Below are 18,251 nucleotides of genomic sequence, written 5' to 3'. Positions count from 1 at the left end.
ATCGGGGGTGCGAATGCGCGCCCGAGGCTAAGAATTTACAAGGCGACAACCGCGCCCTTTGGTACTTTGGCTCCCAGCCTGCAGCGTCGGCCGACGATGCCTGCGGCATCTCCAACAGGCACCTCATGATTCTTGCTACCTTGTTGCAACGCGCGGCAGCGGCATCGCTGTCGGGAGCGCCGGACCTCGACACGCCGGAGCTCGATGCGGCGGCGCCGCCCGGCGATGCCGATGCGGACACGGCCGAGCTGTCGGCCGGCGGCCCGTTTCCGCAGCTCTATGCCGAAGAGCAGCTGTACCTGCCGCCCTCGGCGGACCGCCACGCCGAAGGCGTGCCCGGCATCGTCGGCGGCCTGCTGGACGCCGGCAGCCAGGAGGAGCGCCGCTACCTCATCCAGGGCATGCTCAACGCCCTGGGCTTCGACTGGCTCGGCTACGGAACGATCACCTACCTGCGCGGACGCTGGTGGCCGCTGAGCTTCTTCACCGCCTACGCCAACCCCGAATGGGTGCAGCGCTACTTCTCGCACCGCCTCTACGAGATGGACCTGCGCCAGCAGGGCGTGCCGGCCTCCAGCCTGCCGCTGGTCTGGGACGTCGAGCAGATCGAGTCGTCGCCCCTGTCCACGGCCGCCACCACGGCAACCGAGGATGCGGCGGGACGGCGGCAGCGCTTCGTCGACGACCTGCACGCGAGCGGCATCCGCAGCGGGCTGATGTTCCGGCTGGCTTCGCCCACGCACGTGAACCAGTACACCGTCATCAGCCTGCAATCGAGCGAGCCGGGGCGCCGCTGGATCACCGACGAGGTCGTCGGACAGGCATTGACGCTCGGCCTGAGCCTGCACGAATACCTGTCGCGCCATTCGCGCATGGCGAGCGAAACGGGTGGGGCGCGCATCGAAATATCGACGACGCAGCAGTACATCCTGCAGCACCTCCTGCAGGGCCGCAGCGACAAGGAAATTGCCAACCGGCTGGACCTGTCGTCGCACACGGTGGACTACCACATGCGGCAACTTCGCCGCCGCTTCGCCGCACGCAACCGGGTGCAGCTGGTGAACGCGGTGCAACAGGGCGACAGCGACTTCGGCGTGCTCAGCGAGATGTAGCGGGCGATAGCCCGGGGCGCCGCCTCCCGCTCCTGACACCACGCTGTCAGGAGCCGCCGCCTAAGATTTTTCGACCCGCCTTGCGGAGCGAAGGATCGTGATGACGCCCGACCCGTTGATGCAGCGTTTTCCCAGTTCCGCGACTGCGCGGTTGTTCGGCCAACGCATCATCGGGTTCGATACGGCGAAGGGCTGGGTCCGCATGAGCTTCGTCGCGACCGGCGACTTCTTGAATCCCGCAGGCTCGGTGCAAGGCGGCATCCTGGGCGCGGTGCTCGACGACACGATGGGCCCGGCGCTGTGGCTCATGAACGGCGCAGGCGCGTTCTCGGCAACGATCGATCTCAACGTGTCGTTTCTGGCGGCCGCTTCTCCGGGGCTCTTGTACGGAGAGGGCCGGGTCGTGCAGCTCGGCAAGACCATCTCGTTCCTCGAAGCGCATCTGAGCGATACGCAAGGGCGGATGGTGGCGCGGTCGACGGCGAGCGCGCGGATGATCCAGCCCCGCTAGTCGCGGAGCGGCGTCGCGAGCACGTGATTCCTGTGCCTGCCTTCGCCGAGGACGAAGTCGGTGCTCCCGCGAATCACGAACCCATGCTTTTCATAGAAGCGGCATGCGCGCAGGTTCTGCACGTTGACCAGGAGCCACAGGCCGTCGTAGCTCGCGCGTGCCGCCCGCAGCAATGCGGACCCCACGCCGCACCGCGTGAACGGCTCCTGCACATACAGCGTGCAGAGCTCCGAGTCCGATTCAGGCACCAATGGCTGCGGCACGCCGGAGCGCACAAGCGCATAGCCGGCGAGACGTTCATCCACCTCGGCAACGCGCAGCGAAACATCGCTTGCTTCCAGCAGCGCCAGGAATTTTTCGGGCGTGAACTCCGAGAGCACATAGCGCGCGAACAGGTCGCTCACGCCTTCGGTGTAGGTGGTGAGCCAGACCTGGATCGACAAGGCGGCGAGGGCGTGCGCGTCGGCCGCGCGCGCGGGCCGTATGGCGATGGGCATGTTTGTCATGGGACCCGGATTCTTCCAGAACGAAAGCGACCCGAATCTAGGCCGCCTGCAGATTCATGCGGAACTTGCTCGGCGTGGCGCCCGCAGCCTTCCGCATGAGGCGTCTCAAAGCCGTCGCGTCTTCGTAGCCGACCTGCGCCGCAACCTGGTCGATCGTCATCCGGCTCGTCTCGATCAGCATCCGCGCCCGGGACAAGCGAACGCTCTGCACCAGCGCCAGCGGGCCGAGGCCCGTTGCGGCGCGCACATGGCGGGCCAGCGTGCGCTGCGACATCGCGAACTCGTCGGCGAGGAGCGCGACGCTCGGCGGGCGCGGCAGCGACGATTCGATGCGCTGCGTGAGCCGCCGGATCAGTTCGCTGCCGTTGGACATCATCGACGGCACGACGAATGGCGCCTGGGCCTCGCGCCCGTCGATCAACAGCACCTTGCCGACGGCGTCGGCCAGCGGTGCGCCGAAGCGCGTGCGCAGCAGGTGGAGCATGAGGTCCGACTGGGCGAACGCGGCGCCGGCCGTGCTGACCGGTCCATCGGCGCAGACCATGCGGTCCGCATCGACGTTGCAGCGAGGTTCGATGCGCCGCAGTTCCGGCGCGAGCCACCAGGTGGTGGTGGCGCGCCGCTCCTGCAGCACACCGGCCGCCTGCAAGAGAAAGACGGCCGAACATGAGGCGGCCACTGCGCCGCCGCGCGCGGCGTGGCGGCGCACGGCGGCGATGGCGCGGGTGGCGCAGTCGTCGGCCAGACGCTCGGCCAGGTCCGCGGGGCGGTCCACGCCGAGGCCCGGGACGATCCATGTGGAGGCGTCGGCGCGTGGGCGGCCGGGGATCGCGGTGGTCTCGATGTGCAGGCCGCTGCTGAGCGGCACGAAGCCGCCGTCGGGCGACACCACGCGCCATGTCGGCCGGGGCATCTTCAATGCAGGTGCCAACCCGGCCGCGGCCTCCAGCACGTCCAGCGTGATCGAGACGCTGGTGGCAAAGGCCCTGGGGAGCACGAGGACGGTGAAATCGCGCATGGCTGGAAACGCCTGATAAACGTCTAAATGGACACTGTCAGTCTAGCGCCTGGCCACGTGTAATGGCCGCTCCGATCCACCTGAAGACCTGCAGGAGCCACGATGCCGACGACCCGCAACCTGAACGAAACCGATCCGCTCGAAGACTTCGAGCGCCGCGAGATCACCCTGGAAGACGCCATGAAGAAGGTCTACGTCGCGGGCGCCGGTCCGGCGGTGATCGTCATGACCGAGATGCCCGGCATCAGCCCGCACGTTGCGCGCTTCGCCCGCTGGGTGCGCGATGCGGGGTTCACCGTGTACATGCCCTCGCTGTTCGGCCGCGATGGTGCGGTGGCGGATGCAGAGGAGGGCAAGGCCGTGTTCCAGCATGCCTGCGTGAGTGCCGAGTTCCGTGCCTTCGCGGGCAACAAGTCCAGCCCGGTGACGCAATGGCTGCGCGCGCTCGCGCGGTTGGCGCACGGGGAATGCGGCGGACCGGGCGTCGGTGCCATCGGCATGTGCTTCACAGGCAACTTCGCGCTCACGATGATGCTGGAGCCTTCGGTGGTGGCGCCGGTGCTGTCGCAGCCGGCATTGCCGCTGGACAACCCGGCCGGCATCGAGATCTCGCCGGAGGAAATCTCCGCGGTGAAGCAGCGCCTGGACCGCGAAGACCTGACCGTCATGGCCTATCGCTTCGAGGGCGACAAGTTCTGCACCGCGCAGCGCTTCGCCGCCTACGCCGAAGCGCTCGGCACCCGCTTCGTTGCGCGGGTGCTGCCCGACAGCGCGGCCAACCAGGAGTCGCTGCCTTCGTTCTTCGCGCAGGTGGTCGCGAGCCCGCACAGCGTGGTGACGGCCCACCTCATCGACGAGGCGGGCCAGCCGACGATCGCGGCGCGCGACGAGATCCTTTCTTTCTTCGCGCGCCGGCTGGCCTCGAAGTAGCCGAGGGAATCAGGCCTGCGCCGAGGCGCAATCGGCCACGGGGCGGCCGGTGTCGCGCCGCTCGAGCGAGCGGCTCCAGAGCGCGATCGCCAGGCCCACGAGCGTGAGCAGCGCGGCCACCCAGCCCAGCGCGCGCAGGCCCGGGCCGTGGTCGATCACCACGCCGCCGACCCACGCGCCCAGCGCGTTGCCCAGGTTGAAGGCCGCGATGTTGAGGCTCGACGCCAGGTTCTGGCCGGCACCCGAGGCCTTCTCCAGCACCCGCAGCTGCATCGGCGCCACGGTGGCGAACGAGGCCACGCCCAAGAGGCCGACGAAGACCACCGCGGTGAACGGCGTGCCGATGGTGAACTGCATCGCGCCGAGCACCACGGCCAGCGCCACCAGCGTGCCGAGCACGGCGGCCATCGGCGCGCGGTCTGCCAGCTTGCCGCCGAGGATGTTGCCCACCGCCAGGCCTCCGCCGAACACCAGCAGGATCGGCGACACGGCCGATTCCGACAGCCCGGTGATCTGCGTCAGCAGCGGCTGGATGTAGGTGAACACCACGAACACGCCGGCAAAGCCGAGCACCGTCATCGCCAGGCCCAGCAGCACCTGCGGGCGGGCCAGCACGGCCAGTTCTTCGCGCAGCGGCGCGGGCTTGGCCTCGCCCTTGACGCGGGGCACGAACACCGCGAGCACCACGAGGGCCAGCACGCCGATCAGCGTGACCGCCCAGAACGCCGAGCGCCAGCCGAACTGCAGGCCCAGCCACGCGCCGGCCGGCACGCCCAGCAGCGTGGCAGCGGTGAGGCCGGTGAACATGATCGCGATGGCCGAGGCGCGGCGCTCGGGCGCGACGAGCCCGGTGGCCACCACCGAGCCGACGCCGAAGAAGGTGCCGTGCGCCAGCGAGGTGACCACGCGCGCTGCCATCAGCATTTCGTAGTTGGGGGCGAGCGCGCAGGCCAGGTTGCCCAGCGTGAAGATCGCCATCAGCGCGAGCAGCACGGTCTTGCGCGGCAGCTTGCGCGTCGCGATGGTGAGCACGGGCGCGCCGACCGCGACGCCGAGCGCATAGCCCGAGATCAGGAGGCCGGCCATCGTGATGGAGACATGAAGGTCCGTCGACACCTGCATCAGCAGGCCCATGATGACGAACTCGGTGGTGCCGATCCCGAAGGCACCGGCGGTGAGGGAAAGTAGAGCGATTGGCATGATGACCCGTACTGTGAAGACATTCGAGGCCTGTGACTAGAATGCCGCCAGTACACGCACTTGTGATTTGAAATCACAGACAGGAGTCCCCATGCCACGCCTCGACGTCAACCGCTCCGGCGAAATGGAGGCCTTCGTGCAGGTGGTCGAGTCCGGCGGATTCTCCGCGGCGGCGCGCCTGCTGGACATGACGCCCTCGGCCATCAGCAAGCTGGTGGCGCGGCTCGAACTGCGGCTGGGCATCCAGCTGGTGCACCGGTCCACCCGCAAGCTGCAGCTCACGCCCGAAGGGCTGCATTTCTACGAGCGCAGCACGCGCGTGCTGGCCGACATGGACGAGGCCGAGCGCTGTGCCGCCGCCGGCGCGGCGCCGCGCGGGCGGGTGAGCATCAATGCGAGCGTGTCGTTCGGGCATCACAAGCTGGTGCCGCTGGTGCCGCGCCTGCTCGAGATGCATCCGGAGATCACGCTCGACATCGCGCTGACCGACCGCATCGTCGACCTGATGGACGAGCGCGCGGACATCGCGATCCGCTGGGGCCAGCTGCCGTCGTCCGACCTGGTGGCGCGGCGGCTTGGCGAAACGAACCAGTGCATCGTGGCCGCGCCCGACTACCTTGCGAAGTACGGCACGCCGCGCACACCGCAAGAGCTGGAGGCGCACAACCGGCTCGGCTGGACCTACCGCCGCAACGCGCCCGACTGGCCGCTGCGCGTCGACGGCCGGACGATCGCGATCCCGGTGGCGGGCCCGGTGCGCGCGGGCGACGGCGAGACGCTGCGGCAACTTGCGATCGCAGGTGCTGGCGTGGCGCGGCTGTCGCTCTATCACATCCAGCACGACATCGATGCCGGGCGGCTGGTGCCGCTGCTGGAGGAATTCAACCCGGGCGAGATCGAGCCGATCCACGCGGTGTACATCGGCAAGGCCGGCACGCTGCCCGCGCGGGTGCGCGCGGTGCTCGACTTTTTGGTGGCCTGCTCGGGCGTGGGAGACGGGCGCTACACGCGCAAGCGGACCGCGCCGATGCCGGGGAACTCGGCCGTCACCTGATCGCCGCGGCGGCAGGGCAGCACGCCGACCCAGGAGCCGGTGGTGACGACCGTGCCGGCGCGCGCGGTCTGGCCGTGCCGCGTGATGTGGCGCAGCCAGATCGGCAGCAGCCACGCCGGGTCCGCCAGCGGATGGGTGCCTTCGCGCACGACGACCTCGCCGTCGCCGATGCGCGTTTCGCAGCGCTGCGAGGCCCAGTCGACGGCGGCGTAAGGTTGCCATTCGCCGAGCACGAGTGCGCCGTGGACTTGCGAATCGGCCAGGCGCAAGAGGGCGGGCGTGGAGGCGAGGTCCTGCCAGCGCGCATCGACGATCTCGATGGAGACGGCCATGGCGTCGATGAGCGAGGCCGCGTTGTCGTGGTCGAGCTTCGCGGCCTGTGCGGGTGTCACGTCCTGGCCGAGGCGCAGCGCGATTTCGGATTCGATGCCGGGCGTATGGAACACGAGGTCGTCGAAATTGGCCGGGCTCTGGCGCACGCCGGACGGTGGCAGCGGCGCATGCGTGAGCGTCACGCTGCGCGAGCCGCCGCCGGATTTCCAGTGGCCCGGAAGGGCGCCGTCGTCACCGAACCAGTCGAGCGCCGCGGCCACCGCGTCCTGCACTTCGTAGGCCTGGCTGGCGTCTTGCAACGCATCGGTCCAGGGGGCGGCGTCGAGGGTGCGGTTGCTGCGGCGCGCGGCGATCAAGGCGTCGGCGAGGGCGGTCATTTGTGGATTCATCTTTGGATTTTGTCAGTTGCTCTGTTCAGGGCGGGTGCGAAGGCCACCGGGTACTCCCCTCCGCGAATGTCCCCCGGCTTCGCCTCCTCCTTGATTTCGCTGCGGGAAGCACCCGATGCCCTTCGCACTTGGACGCGCTGTCGGCATATCGCTGATCAACGACCGCTCTGAAAACGAGCACGCCGATGGGGTGCCTTGCGCAGCGAAATCAAGGAGGAGGGGCGAAGCCCCGGGGGACATTCGCGGAGCAAGGTACCCCGTCGGCGTGATCGTCGCCCCGAACAGAGGCCTCAGGTTTCCACGTGCACGTTGCCGTCCTTCACCACCTTCGCCCACTTGGCGATCTCGGTGCTGATGAACTGCTTGAACTTGTCCTGCGAACCGCCGCCGTCTTCGGCGCCGTAGGTGTCCATGCGCTCCTGCACATCGGGCATGGCAAGCACGGTGTTCACGTCGCGATTCACCTTCTGCGCAATCGCGGGCGGCAGCTTGCCGGGGCCGGCGAGGCCGTACCAGGTGGTGGCCTCGAAACCCGCGAAGCCTTGCTCCTGCATGGTCGGCACGTTGGGGTGGCCCTTGGCGCGCTTCGTGCGCGTCTGGGCGACCGCGATCACGCGGCCGTTCTTCACATGCGGCGTGGCGGCCGTCATCGTTTCGAAGCTGTACTGGATCTGCCCGCCCATCAGGTCGGCCAGCAGCGGGCCGCTGCCCTTGTACGGCACATGCAGTGCATCGACACCGCCCTGCAGCTTGAACATCTCCAGCGCCAGGTGCTGCGCGGAGCCCGCGCCGGCCGAGCCGAAGCTCACCGTGCCGGGCGCGGCCTTGCAGGCGGCGACGATGTCTTTCACGCTCAGCGCCTTCTGTCCCGGGTTCGCGATCAGCAGGTTCGGAGTGACGCCCACGAGCACGATCGGCACGAAGTCGCGCTCCACGTTGTAGCGCAGCTTGGGCTGCAGGCTGGGTGCGAGCGCGTGGCTGTTGATGTGCGCCATCAGCAGCGTGCTGCCGTCGCTGGGCTGCTGGGCCACGTAGTCGGCTGCGAGCACGCCCGCGACACCGCCCTTGTTCTCGACGATGACCTGCTGGCCCCACATGATCGTGAGCTTCTGCGCGACCACGCGCGCGAGCGCATCGGTGCCGCCGCCCGGTGGAAAGCCCACCACGATGCGCACCGGCCCCGAGGGCCACTCCTGCGCGAAGAGCCGGGGCACGCCCAGCGTGGCGGCCGCGGCGCCCGCGGCTTGAATGAGGGAACGTCTTTGCATCATCTTTGTCTCCGTGGTGTTGGGGGTCCGATGCGTGCCGGGCTGGGAGCACGGCAAGGTGAAGGCCGCCGTATCGTTCGAGCGATACGCTGCGGCCGGCGTGTGTCTCGTGCCTAGGCGGCTTTCTGCAAGCCGACGGGCGCTGCCGCGTGGTTGGCGAAATGGTCCATCGCCGCCTGCACGCCGCTGCCCGCGAGCTTGATGCCCGAGAGCTTCATGCCCATCTCGACGCCCGCGACCATGGCCACGAGGGTCAGGTCGTTGCTGTCGCCCAGGTGGCCCATGCGGAACATGCGGCCCTTGAGCTTTCCGAGGCCGGTGCCGAGCGAGAGATCGAAGCGCTGGTGGATCAAGCGGCGCAGCGCGTCGGCATCGACGCCTTCGGGCGTGATCACGCCGGTGAGCACCGGCGAATACACGGCCGGGTCCGCGCACTGGATCGGCAGGCCCCAGGCATTGACCGCGGCGCGCACGCCCGCGCCCCAGCGCTGGTGGCGCGCGAACACGTTGTCCAGCCCTTCGCCGAGGATCATGTCGAGCGATTCGGACAGGCCGTAGAGCAGGTTGGTGTTGGGCGTGTAGGGCCAGTAGCCGTCCTTGTTCATCTCGACGATCTCGTCCCAGGCCCAGAAGGCGCGCGGCAGCTTCGCGGTCTTTGCCACTTCGAGGGCACGCGGCGAGAGCGCGTTGAAGCTGATGCCCGGCGGCAGCATCAGGCCCTTCTGCGAGCCGCTGATGGTCACGTCCACGCCCCATTCGTCGTGCCGGAAATCGGCGCTCGCAAGGCCCGAGATGCTGTCGACCATCAAGAGGGCGGGGTGGCCGGCCGCATCGATGGCCTTGCGCACAGAAGCGATGTCGGAGGTGACGCCGGTGGAGGTTTCGTTGTGCACCACGCACACGGCCTTGATCTTCTTCTCGGTGTCCTTGCGCAGGCGCGCCTCGATGAGCTCGGCCTGCACGCCGCGGCGCCAGCTCGGTGCATTCGGCAGGTGCTCGTCGGTGCCGGACACGGCCAGGAATTCGGTCGAGAGGCCCAGGCGCGCGGCCATCTTCTGCCAGAGCGAGGCGAAGTGGCCGGTCTCGTACATGAGCACGTGGTCGCCCGGGCTCAGCGTGTTGGCGAGCGCGGCCTCCCAGGCGCCGGTGCCCGACGCGGGGTAGATCGCGACCGGGTGCTTCGTCTTGAAGATCTGCTTGATGCCGCCGAGCACCTTCAGGCCGAGCGTGCCGAACTCGGGCCCGCGGTGGTCGATGGTGGGCAGGCTCATGGCCCGCAGGATGCGGTCGGGCACAGGGCTCGGGCCGGGAATCTGGAGGAAATGGCGGCCGGTGGGATGGATGTCGAGTTGCAGCATGGACTGTCCTTTCGCTTTTCAGTTTTGCATTCAAAATGCTTTTTTGTTTGATGGTTTACCCTTAATTGATAGGGTTGTAGTGCCTATTTTTTGCATTCAAAATGCATTCAAAGGGAAAACCCATGACTGCTGAAATCATCGAGATCTCCAGGCTCGCCCTGCATGACCAGGTGGCCGCGCGCCTTCGCACCATGCTGGTCGAGGGGCACATCGCACCGGGCGCCAAGCTCAACGAGCGCGAGCTGTGCCTGCAACTGCGCGTCTCGCGCACGCCGCTGCGGGAGGCCATCAAGCTGCTCGCGGCCGAGGGGCTGGTCGACCTGTTGCCCAACCGCGGCGCGGTGGCCGTGAAGCTCACCGAGGCCGACGTGCTCGACACCTTCGAGGTGCTGGCGATGCTGGAGGGCATGTCGGGCGAGCTCGCTGCCAAGCGCATCACCGACGAGGCACTGGCCGAGGTGCGCGCGCTGCACTACGAGATGCTGGCCTGCTTTTCGCGGCGCGATCTCTCGGGCTACTACCGCCTGAACGCGCGCATCCACACGGCCATCAACGAGGCCGCGGGCAACCCGGTGCTCGCGGGCACCTACCGCTCGATCAATGCGCGCGTGCAGTCGCTGCGCTTTCGCACCAACCAGAACGAGGCCAAGTGGAAGCACGCGGTCGACGAGCACGAACAGATGATCCAGGCGCTGGCCGCGCGCGACGCGCAGGCCATGCGCAAGGTGCTCATCGCGCACGTGCTGCGCAAGCGCGACACCGTGCTGGAGCTCTTGCGCGCCGGCGAGATCTATCCCCAGGCCAGCAAGGCGAACTGACCCCACACATCCATCATGCGCATCGACCCCGCCAGCCACATGCAGCCAGCCGGAACCGTTCTTCCGCCCAACGACACCTGCGAACTGCTCGCGCGCCGGCTGCGCGCCGAGACGCAGGGCGAGGTGCTGTTCGACGACGGCTCGCGCGGGCGCTACGCCACCGACGCGTCGATCTACCAGATCACCCCGGTCGGCGCCTTCGTGCCGACGAACGACAAAGACATCGCGACCGCCATCGACATCGCGCGCGACCTGAAGGTGCCGGTGCTCGCACGCGGCGGCGGCACGAGCCAGTGCGGGCAGACCACGGGCGCGGCGCTGGTGATCGACAACAGCAAGCACTTTCGCCGCGTGCTCGAAGTGAACGCGCAGGAGTGCACGGCCACGGTCGAGCCCGGCCTCGTGCTGGACCACCTGAACGCGAAGCTCAAGCCGCTCGGGCTCTGGTACCCGGTCGATGTATCGACCAGCGCGCAGGCCACGCTGGGCGGCATGGCGGGCAACAACTCCTGCGGCTCGCGCTCCATTGCCTACGGGAACATGGTGCACAACGTGCTGGGCGCGAGCGCGTGGCTGTCCAATGGCGAGCTGGTCGAGTTCGGCCCGGTGGGCACGATGGGCGTGCGCGCGGCGGGCATTGCGCAGTTCGTGCGCGGCCTGGCGCGGCAGCACCGCGATGCGATGGCAGAGAACTGGCCCAAGGTGATGCGCCGCGTGGCCGGCTACAACCTGGACATCTTCGACAACCAGAGCGAGAAGCCCTACACCGCCGACGGCAGCGTGAACCTCGCGCACCTGCTGATCGGCTCGGAAGGCACGCTCGCGTACACCAGGAGCCTGAAGCTCAAGCTCGCGCCGCTGCCGCGCGCAAAGGTGCTGGGCATCGTGAACTTCCCGACCTTCCACGCGGCCATGGATGCGGCGCAGCACATCGTGAAGCTAGGGCCGACGGCGGTGGAGCTGGTCGACCGCACGATGATCGAGCTGAGCCTGGCGAACCCCGCGTTCAAGCCGACGGTGGAGACCGCGCTGATCGGCAAGCCCGCCGCGATCCTGCTGGTCGAGTTCTCCGGCGCCGACAAGACCGCGCTGCTGCCGCAACTGAGGCAACTCGTCGAGCTGATGGGCGACCTGGGCCTGCCGGGCAGCGTGGTCGAGATGCCCGATGACGCACGCCAGAAGAACCTGTGGGAAGTGCGCAAGGCCGGCCTCAACATCATGATGAGCCTGAAGGGCGACGGCAAGCCGGTGAGCTTCATCGAGGACTGCGCGGTGCCGCTGGAGCACCTGGCCGAATACACCGACGCGCTGACCGAGGTGTTCGCCAGGTACGGCAGCCGCGGCACCTGGTACGCGCACGCCTCGGTCGGCACGCTGCACGTGCGGCCGATCCTGGACATGCGGGCGGACGGCGCCACGAAGATGCGCGCCATCGCCGAAGAGGCCAGCGCACTGGTGCGCAAGTACAAGGGCGCGTTCAGCGGCGAGCACGGCGACGGCCTGTGCCGCGGCGAGTGGATCGAATGGCAGTTCGGCCCGGCCATCAACGAGGCCTTCCGCGCGATCAAGCAGAAGCTCGACCCGATCGACCTGTTCAACCCCGGCAAGATCATCGACCCGCCGCGCATGGACGACGGCTCGCTGTTCCGCTTCGCGCCGCCGACGGCGCCCAAGCCCTACCGTCGCATCGAGCTCAAGCCGGTGCTCGACTGGTCGGCCTGGAACGTCAACGCCGACCCGGTGACCGAGGCGACCACCGCGCCCGGCACCGGCGGCGACAGCACAGGCGGCCTCGCCAAGGCCGTGGAGATGTGCAACAACAACGGCCACTGCCGCAAGTTCGATGCCGGCACCATGTGCCCGAGCTACCGCGTGACGCGCGACGAGCAGCACTTGACGCGCGGCCGCGCCAACACGCTGCGCCTGGCGCTCTCGGGCCAGCTCGGCGCCGATGCCTTCACCGGCGAGGCCATGCACGAGACCATGGACCTGTGCGTCGGCTGCAAGGGCTGCAAGCGCGATTGCCCCACGGGCGTGGACATGGCGAAGATGAAGATCGAGTTTCTCGACCATTACAAGAAGCGCCACGGCCACACGCTGAAAGACAAGCTCGTCGCCTACATGCCCGACTACGCGCACAGGGCAAGCCGCATGCCGTGGCTCTTGAACCTGCGCAACAGCGTGCCCGGCGCGGCCTGGCTCGGCGAAAAGCTGCTGGGCTTTTCGGCGAAGCGCTCGCTGCCCGAATGGCGCAGCGACACCTTCTGGCGCGCGAAGGGCAACGAGCCCGGGTTGTTCGCGGACCAGGCCTCGGTGCTCTCGGTGGCGGCGCGGGGCGGCAAGGCGGCGGTGCTCTTCGTGGACACCTTCAACGGCACCTTCGAGAGCGAGAACGCCTTCGCGGCGGCGCGCGTGCTCGAAGCCGCGGGCTATGTGCTGCACACCGTCGAAAAGAGCGGCGGCAAGGGCGGCGGACACCATTGCTGCGGCCGGACCTTCCTGGCGAGCGGCATGGTGGACGAGGCGAAGGTGCGCGCCGAAGCACTGATCGATGCGTTGCTGCCGCTCGCGGAGGCCGGCATTCCCATCGTCGGCCTGGAGCCTTCGTGCCTGCTCACGCTGCGCGACGAGACGCTGGTGATGGGCTTCGGCGACAAGGCGCAGACCGTGGCGAAGCAGGCGCTGCTGTTCGAGGAATTCATCGCGCGCGAACTCAAGGCCGGCCGCTTCGCGCTGGCGCTCAAGCCCTCCGCTGCGCCGATCCTCCTGCACGGCCATTGCCACCAGAAGGCCTTCGGCGCGGTGAGCCCGATCATGGAGGTGCTCAAGCTCATTCCCGGCGCCGAGCCCGAGCTGATCGAAAGCTCCTGCTGCGGCATGGCCGGCAGCTTCGGCTACGAGGCGAGCCACTTCGACGTGTCGATGCAGATGGCCGAGGCGAGCCTGCTGCCGGCCATCCGCGCGAAGCCCGATGCGGTGGTGGTGGCCGACGGCACCAGCTGCCGCCACCAGATCGGAGACGGGGCGCAGCGCGAGGCGGTGCATGTGGCGGTGCTGCTGGCGCGGCACCTCCTGAAGCCGGACCCGGTGCCGGCCGACGCCTGATTCGGTGACACGGTAAACCGGCTGGCCCGCGGGCAGGATCGCGCGGGCTGCCGCAGAATGGGCGCGCCACCCCGATCCGATGACGACCACGTTCACTTCCTCCACCGCGCCCGCGCAGCCCACGCTGCGTCTTGCGTTTGCGCTTTCGATGGGCGCGGCCGTGTCGCTCGGCATCACCCGCTTCGCCTACGCATTGCTGCTGCCGCCGATGCGCGCCGACCTCGGCTGGAGCTACGCGCTGGCCGGCGGCATGAACACGGCCAACGCGGTCGGCTACCTGGCCGGTGCGCTGGTCACGCCGGCACTGATGCGGCGCTTCGGCGTGACGCGGCTCCTGGTCGTCGGTGCCGTGCTGGCCAGCGTGTTCATGGCGGGCAGCGGCTTCGTGACCGACGCGCCGGCCTTGCTCCTGCAGCGCCTGCTGGCCGGCGTGGCCAGCGCCTGGGTGTTCGTGGCGGGCGGGCTGCTGGCCGCACGGCTCGGTGACGCGGATGCACGAGGCGGGGCCGCGCGTGGTGGGCTGCTTCTGGGCATCTATTACGGCGGCACCGGTTTCGGCATCCTGTTGTCGGCGCTGCTCGTGCCGCAGGTTCTGCGCTCGGCGTCCGGCGTGCCGCATGGGTGGACCTGGGCGTGGTGGGCGCTGGCGCTCGCGAGCGCCGCTGCGACCTGCCTGCTGGCCTGGGCCGCACGCGCGATGCCGGACCGGCCGGCTGCGGCAACGCCATCGGCAGCGGCCACCGCCGCGTCCGCGGCAGAGCCGGCCGCAGTGCGTCAATTCGGTTGGGCGCTCGCGGGCTACGCGCTGTTCGGCATGGGTTACATCGGCTACATGACCTTCGTGATCGCGCTGCTGCGGGAGCAGGGCGCCAGCGCCGGCTTCGTCACCTTGTTCTATGCCTTGCTGGGCATCGCCTGCGTGGCCTCGTCGCGGTTGTGGGCCGGGCTGCTCGACCGCTACCGCGGCGGCCAGCCGCAGGCGCTGCTGAACGGGCTGCTCGGCGTGGCCACGCTGCTGCCGGTGTTGAGCTCCTCGGCGCCGGTGGCGCTGGCCTCGGGCGTGCTGTTCGGCGGCGTGTTTTTGTCGGTGGTGGCCTCGACCACCGCGCTGGTGCGCCACAACCTGCCGCCGGCACGCTGGGCGCAGGGCATCAGCCTGTTCACCATCGTCTTCGCGCTCGGGCAGATCGTCGGGCCGACGGTGACGGGCTGGATCTCGGACGGCCCGGGCGGCCTCGCGCGCGGGCTGGTGGCTTCGGCGATCGCGCTTTGGCTCGGGGCGGTGCTGGCATCGCGCCAGCATGCGCTGAAGGAGACCGGATGACGGAACAAGACACCACCGCGCCAGCGATGGACGACGGCTTCGCGCTGTTCGAGACCACCATCGGCATGTGCGCGCTGGCCTGGGGGCCGCGCGGGCTGGTCGGCGTGCAACTGCCCGCCGACGAGGGCGAGCCGGCGACGCGCGCACGCATGCGGCGGCGCTTTCCGGACCTGCACGAAGGGCCGCCGAACGGCATGGCACAACACGCCATCGCCGCGATCCAGGGCCTGCTGCAGGGCGTGCACGACGACCTGAACCACATCGTGCTCGACATGCGCGGCGTGTCGGAGTTTCACCAGCGCATCTACGCCGTCGCACGAAGCATTCCGCCGGGGCAGACGCGCACCTACGGCGAGATCGCGGAAGCGCTCGGCGACAAGGGCCTCTCGCGTGCCGTGGGGCAGGCCATGGGCCACAACCCCTTCGCGCCGGTGGTGCCTTGCCATCGGGTGCTCGCCGCGGGCAACAAGCCCGGCGGGTTCTCGGCGGGCGGGGGTGCGTTGACCAAGCTGCGCATGCTCGGCATCGAAGACGCGCGGCCGAACGGCATGGCGTCGCTCTTCTAGCGGATCACTTGTCCAGCCCCGCGAGGCACACGTACTTCACCTCGAGGAAGTCGTCGAGCCCGTACTTGGAACCTTCGCGACCGAGGCCCGACTGCTTCACGCCGCCGAAGGGTGCCTCGGCCGTGGAGACCAGCCCGGTGTTCACGCCCACGATGCCCGACTCCAGCGCCTCGGCCACGCGCATGATGCGGCCGATGTCGCGCGCGTAGAAGTACGCGGCCAGGCCGAACTCGGTGTCGTTGGCGGCGGCGATGGCTTCTTCCTCGGTGTCGAACGCGAAGATGGGGGCGAGCGGTCCGAATGTCTCTTCTCGCGCGAACAGCATGCCGGCCGTCGCGCCGCCGATCACCGTGGGTTCGTAGAACAGGCCGCCCAGCGTGTGGCGCTTGCCGCCCGCGAGCACCTTGCCGCCCTTGGCGATCGCATCGGCCACGTGCTCCTCGATCTTCTCGACCGCCTTGGCGTCGATCAGCGGGCCCTGCGTCACGCCGGGCTCGGTGCCGTCGCCCACCTTGAGCGCGTTCACCTTGGCCACCAGCTTCTGCGTGAAGGCTTGGAGCACGCCGCGCTGCACGTAGATGCGGTTCGCGCACACGCAGGTCTGGCCGGTGTTGCGGTACTTGGAGACCATCGCGCCTTCGACGGCGGCGTCGATGTCCGCATCGTCGAACACGATGAAGGGCGCGTTGCCGCCCAGTTCGAGCGAGAGCTTCTTGATGGTGTCGGCCGATTGCTTCATCAGCGTGCGGCCCACCTCGGTGGAGCCGGTGAAGGTGAGCTTGCGCACGATGGGGCTGCGCGTCATTTCGCCGCCGATCTTGCTGGCCGAGCCGGTGAGCACCGACAAGAGGCCCTTGGGCACGCCGGCACGTCCGGCCAGTTCGGCGAAGGCGAGCGCGGAGAACGGCGTCTGCGTGGCGGGCTTGACCACCATGGCGCAGCCGGCCGCGAGCGCGGGGCCGGCCTTGCGCGTGAGCATGGCGGTCGGGAAGTTCCACGGCGTGATCGCGGCCGTGACGCCCACCGGTTGCTTGAGCGCGAGGATGCGGCGGTCGGCCTGCGGTGCGGGAATGGTGTCGCCATAGACGCGGCGTGCTTCTTCCGCGAACCATTCGATGAACGAGGCGGCATAGGCGATCTCGCCGCGGCTCTCGGCCATCGGTTTGCCCTGCTCGGTGGTCATGATGAGCGCGAGGTCATCGACATTCGCCAGCATCAGGTCGTTGAGCTTGCGCAGGATCGCCGAGCGTTCCTTGGCGGGCACCTTGGCCCACGCGCGTTGCGCGACTTCGGCGGCGGCGATGGCGCGCACGGTCTCCTCGGTGCCGCACATCGGCACGGTGCCGATCTGCTCGCCGTTGGCGGGGTTGGTGACGGCCACGGTGGTGCCGTCGTCGGCATTCACCCAGGCGCCGGCAATGTAGGCCTGCTGGCGCAGCAGGGTCGGGTCTTTGAGCTTCAGGGGCATGGGTTCGTCTCAGGCTTGGAGGGCGGCAGCGAGGATGTCCAGGCCTTCCTCGAGCACCGCATCCTCGATGGTCAACGGGAAGAGGAAGCGGACCACATTGGCATGCACGCCGCAAGTCAGCAGCAGCAAACCCGCGTCGCGCGCCCGGGTTTGCACCTCTTTCGTGAAGGCGGGGTCGGGCGCGCCGTCGGCTCCGGCGAACTCGACCGCCACCATGGCCCCGAGGCCGCGCACGTCGCAGATCTGCGGCACCTTCGCGCGCAGGGCTTCCAGGCGCGCCTTGAGCCGGTCGCCCAGTTGCTGCGCGCGCTCGCAGAGCTTTTCTTCCTCGATCACGTCGAGCACCGCATGCGCGGAGGCGATGGCCAGTGCATTGGCGGCGTAGGTGCCGCCGAGCCCGCCCGGCGCGGGCGCATCCATGATCTCGGCGCGGCCGCAGACGGCCGACAACGGCGTGCCGCCGGCCAGGCTCTTGGCCATGGTCATGAGGTCGGGTACCACGTCGTAGTGGTCCATGGCGAACCACTTGCCGGTGCGGCCGAAGCCGGTCTGGATCTCGTCGGCGATCAGCAGGATGCCGTGGCGGTCGCAGATCCTGCGCAGCGCGCGCATGAACTCGGGCGGCGCCGCGTAGAAGCCGCCTTCGCCCTGCACCGGCTCCAGGATGATCGCGGCCACCTGTTCAGGCTCGATGTCGGCCTTGAACAGCTGCTCGATGGCGCGCAGCGAATCGTCCACCGACACGCCGTGCAGCGCGATCGGCGCGGGCACGTGGAAGATGCTGCCCGGGAAGGGCCCAAAGCCCGTCTTGTACGGCACCACCTTGCCGGTGAGTGCCATGCCCATGAAGGTGCGGCCGTGGAAGCCGCCGCCCAGCGCGATCACGCCGGGGCGGCGCGTGGCCGCACGCGCGATCTTGATGGCGTTCTCGACCGCCTCGGCGCCCGTCGTGAAGAAGGCGGTTTTCTTGGCATGGGTGCCGGGGGTCAGCCGGTTGAGGCGCTCGGCCAGCGACACCACGCTTTCGTAGGGCACCACCTGGTAGGCGGTGTGGGTGAAGCGGTCCAGCTGCGCGCGGATCGCCTCGACCACGCGCGGATGCCGGTGGCCGGTGTTCAGCACCGCGATGCCCGAGCCGAAGTCGATGTAGCGCCGGCCTTCCACGTCCCAGAGCTCGGCGTTGAGCGCGCGTTCCGCGTAGATCGGAAAGCCGATGCCGATGCCGCGCGGCGTGGCGGCGATGCGCCGCGCGTCGATGGCGGCGTTGGTCTTGAGCGTCATGAAATTTCCT

General features: G+C 68.9%; 16 protein-coding genes. 8 read left to right on the top strand and 8 right to left on the bottom strand.

Translation table 11 applies throughout. The features are described 5' to 3' along the window. Nucleotides 1–125: 125 nt before the first annotated feature. Together BM133_RS08055 and BM133_RS08050 are read left to right on the top strand one after the other, a co-directional pair. Complete coding sequence (locus tag BM133_RS08055; RefSeq protein ID WP_093432856.1) at nt 126–1,112, top strand: helix-turn-helix transcriptional regulator; 987 nt, start codon at nt 126–128, stop codon at nt 1,110–1,112. Nucleotides 1,113–1,212: 100 nt separating this feature from the next. Continuing rightward, entirely contained in the window at nt 1,213–1,623 is a 411-nt protein-coding gene (locus BM133_RS08050; protein WP_093432855.1) for a PaaI family thioesterase, read from the top strand. Here the strand turns inward: BM133_RS08050 and BM133_RS08045 are convergent. Both BM133_RS08045 and BM133_RS08040 read right to left on the bottom strand, forming a co-directional pair. Then, nucleotides 1,620–2,129 carry a GNAT family N-acetyltransferase gene (locus tag BM133_RS08045; RefSeq protein WP_093432853.1) on the bottom strand — a complete coding sequence of 170 codons (510 nt, stop codon included), beginning with the start codon at nt 2,127–2,129 and terminating at the stop codon, nt 1,620–1,622. The two genes, BM133_RS08050 and BM133_RS08045, sit on opposite strands and share 4 nt — an antisense overlap. A gap of 37 nt (nt 2,130–2,166) precedes the next feature. Then, nucleotides 2,167–3,147 carry a GlxA family transcriptional regulator gene (locus BM133_RS08040; RefSeq protein WP_093432852.1) on the bottom strand — a complete coding sequence of 327 codons (981 nt, stop codon included), beginning with the start codon at nt 3,145–3,147 and terminating at the stop codon, nt 2,167–2,169. Nucleotides 3,148–3,249: 102 nt separating this feature from the next. Between BM133_RS08040 and BM133_RS08035 the strand changes: the two genes are divergently transcribed. Next, nucleotides 3,250–4,077 (top strand): dienelactone hydrolase family protein, encoded by an 828-nt coding sequence (locus tag BM133_RS08035; RefSeq protein WP_093432850.1) that lies wholly within the window; start codon nt 3,250–3,252, stop codon nt 4,075–4,077. Nucleotides 4,078–4,086: 9 nt separating this feature from the next. On the opposite strand, the gene BM133_RS08030 is transcribed toward BM133_RS08035, so the two are convergent. Further along, a complete protein-coding gene (locus tag BM133_RS08030; protein WP_093432848.1) occupies nt 4,087–5,277 on the bottom strand; it encodes an MFS transporter in 1,191 nt (396 codons plus the stop codon). 91 nt (nt 5,278–5,368) lie between these two features. Here BM133_RS08030 and BM133_RS08025 point away from each other — a divergent pair, with 91 nt between their 5' ends. Next, nucleotides 5,369–6,331 carry a LysR family transcriptional regulator gene (locus BM133_RS08025; protein WP_093432846.1) on the top strand — a complete coding sequence of 321 codons (963 nt, stop codon included), beginning with the start codon at nt 5,369–5,371 and terminating at the stop codon, nt 6,329–6,331. Here the strand turns inward: BM133_RS08025 and BM133_RS08020 are convergent. The 3 genes from BM133_RS08020 to BM133_RS08010 all read right to left on the bottom strand — a co-directional run bounded on the left by BM133_RS08020 (nt 6,280) and on the right by BM133_RS08010 (nt 9,679). After that, entirely contained in the window at nt 6,280–7,041 is a 762-nt protein-coding gene (locus tag BM133_RS08020) for a fumarylacetoacetate hydrolase family protein (protein ID WP_177224756.1), read from the bottom strand. The two genes, BM133_RS08025 and BM133_RS08020, sit on opposite strands and share 52 nt — an antisense overlap. Before the next feature lie 302 nt (nt 7,042–7,343). Next, complete coding sequence (locus BM133_RS08015; protein WP_177224755.1) at nt 7,344–8,321, bottom strand: Bug family tripartite tricarboxylate transporter substrate binding protein; 978 nt, start codon at nt 8,319–8,321, stop codon at nt 7,344–7,346. A gap of 113 nt (nt 8,322–8,434) precedes the next feature. Continuing rightward, nucleotides 8,435–9,679, bottom strand: a complete 1,245-nt coding sequence (locus BM133_RS08010; RefSeq protein ID WP_093432841.1) for a pyridoxal-phosphate-dependent aminotransferase family protein — start codon at nt 9,677–9,679, stop codon at nt 8,435–8,437. A gap of 122 nt (nt 9,680–9,801) precedes the next feature. Here BM133_RS08010 and BM133_RS08005 point away from each other — a divergent pair, with 122 nt between their 5' ends. From BM133_RS08005 to BM133_RS07990, 4 genes are all read left to right on the top strand, one after another. Then, the gene (locus BM133_RS08005; RefSeq protein WP_093432840.1) at nt 9,802–10,497 is read left to right on the top strand and encodes a GntR family transcriptional regulator; all 696 of its coding nucleotides are present in this window, start codon (nt 9,802–9,804) and stop codon (nt 10,495–10,497) included. A 15-nt stretch (nt 10,498–10,512) separates the two neighbouring features. Continuing rightward, nucleotides 10,513–13,602, top strand: coding sequence for an FAD-binding and (Fe-S)-binding domain-containing protein (locus BM133_RS08000; protein WP_093432838.1), 3,090 nt, complete (start codon nt 10,513–10,515; stop codon nt 13,600–13,602). A 79-nt stretch (nt 13,603–13,681) separates the two neighbouring features. Further along, nucleotides 13,682–14,926 (top strand): YbfB/YjiJ family MFS transporter, encoded by a 1,245-nt coding sequence (locus BM133_RS07995; protein WP_093432837.1) that lies wholly within the window; start codon nt 13,682–13,684, stop codon nt 14,924–14,926. Further along, nucleotides 14,923–15,492 (top strand): methylated-DNA--[protein]-cysteine S-methyltransferase, encoded by a 570-nt coding sequence (locus tag BM133_RS07990; protein ID WP_256219090.1) that lies wholly within the window; start codon nt 14,923–14,925, stop codon nt 15,490–15,492. The genes BM133_RS07995 and BM133_RS07990 overlap by 4 nt, the downstream gene beginning before the upstream one ends. A gap of 4 nt (nt 15,493–15,496) precedes the next feature. On the opposite strand, the gene BM133_RS07985 is transcribed toward BM133_RS07990, so the two are convergent. Then, the gene (locus BM133_RS07985) at nt 15,497–16,960 is read right to left on the bottom strand and encodes an NAD-dependent succinate-semialdehyde dehydrogenase (protein WP_093432835.1); all 1,464 of its coding nucleotides are present in this window, start codon (nt 16,958–16,960) and stop codon (nt 15,497–15,499) included. 9 nt (nt 16,961–16,969) lie between these two features. Further along, entirely contained in the window at nt 16,970–18,241 is a 1,272-nt protein-coding gene (gabT, locus tag BM133_RS07980) for a 4-aminobutyrate--2-oxoglutarate transaminase (protein ID WP_093432833.1), read from the bottom strand. Nucleotides 18,242–18,251: the final 10 nt, after the last annotated feature.

It is taken from the genome of Variovorax sp. 770b2 (assembly GCF_900115685.1).
Taxonomy (GTDB): Bacteria; Pseudomonadota; Gammaproteobacteria; order Burkholderiales; family Burkholderiaceae_C; genus Variovorax.
Note: the sequence above shows the minus strand (reverse complement) of the source record. Positions and strands in the feature narration are given on the sequence as shown.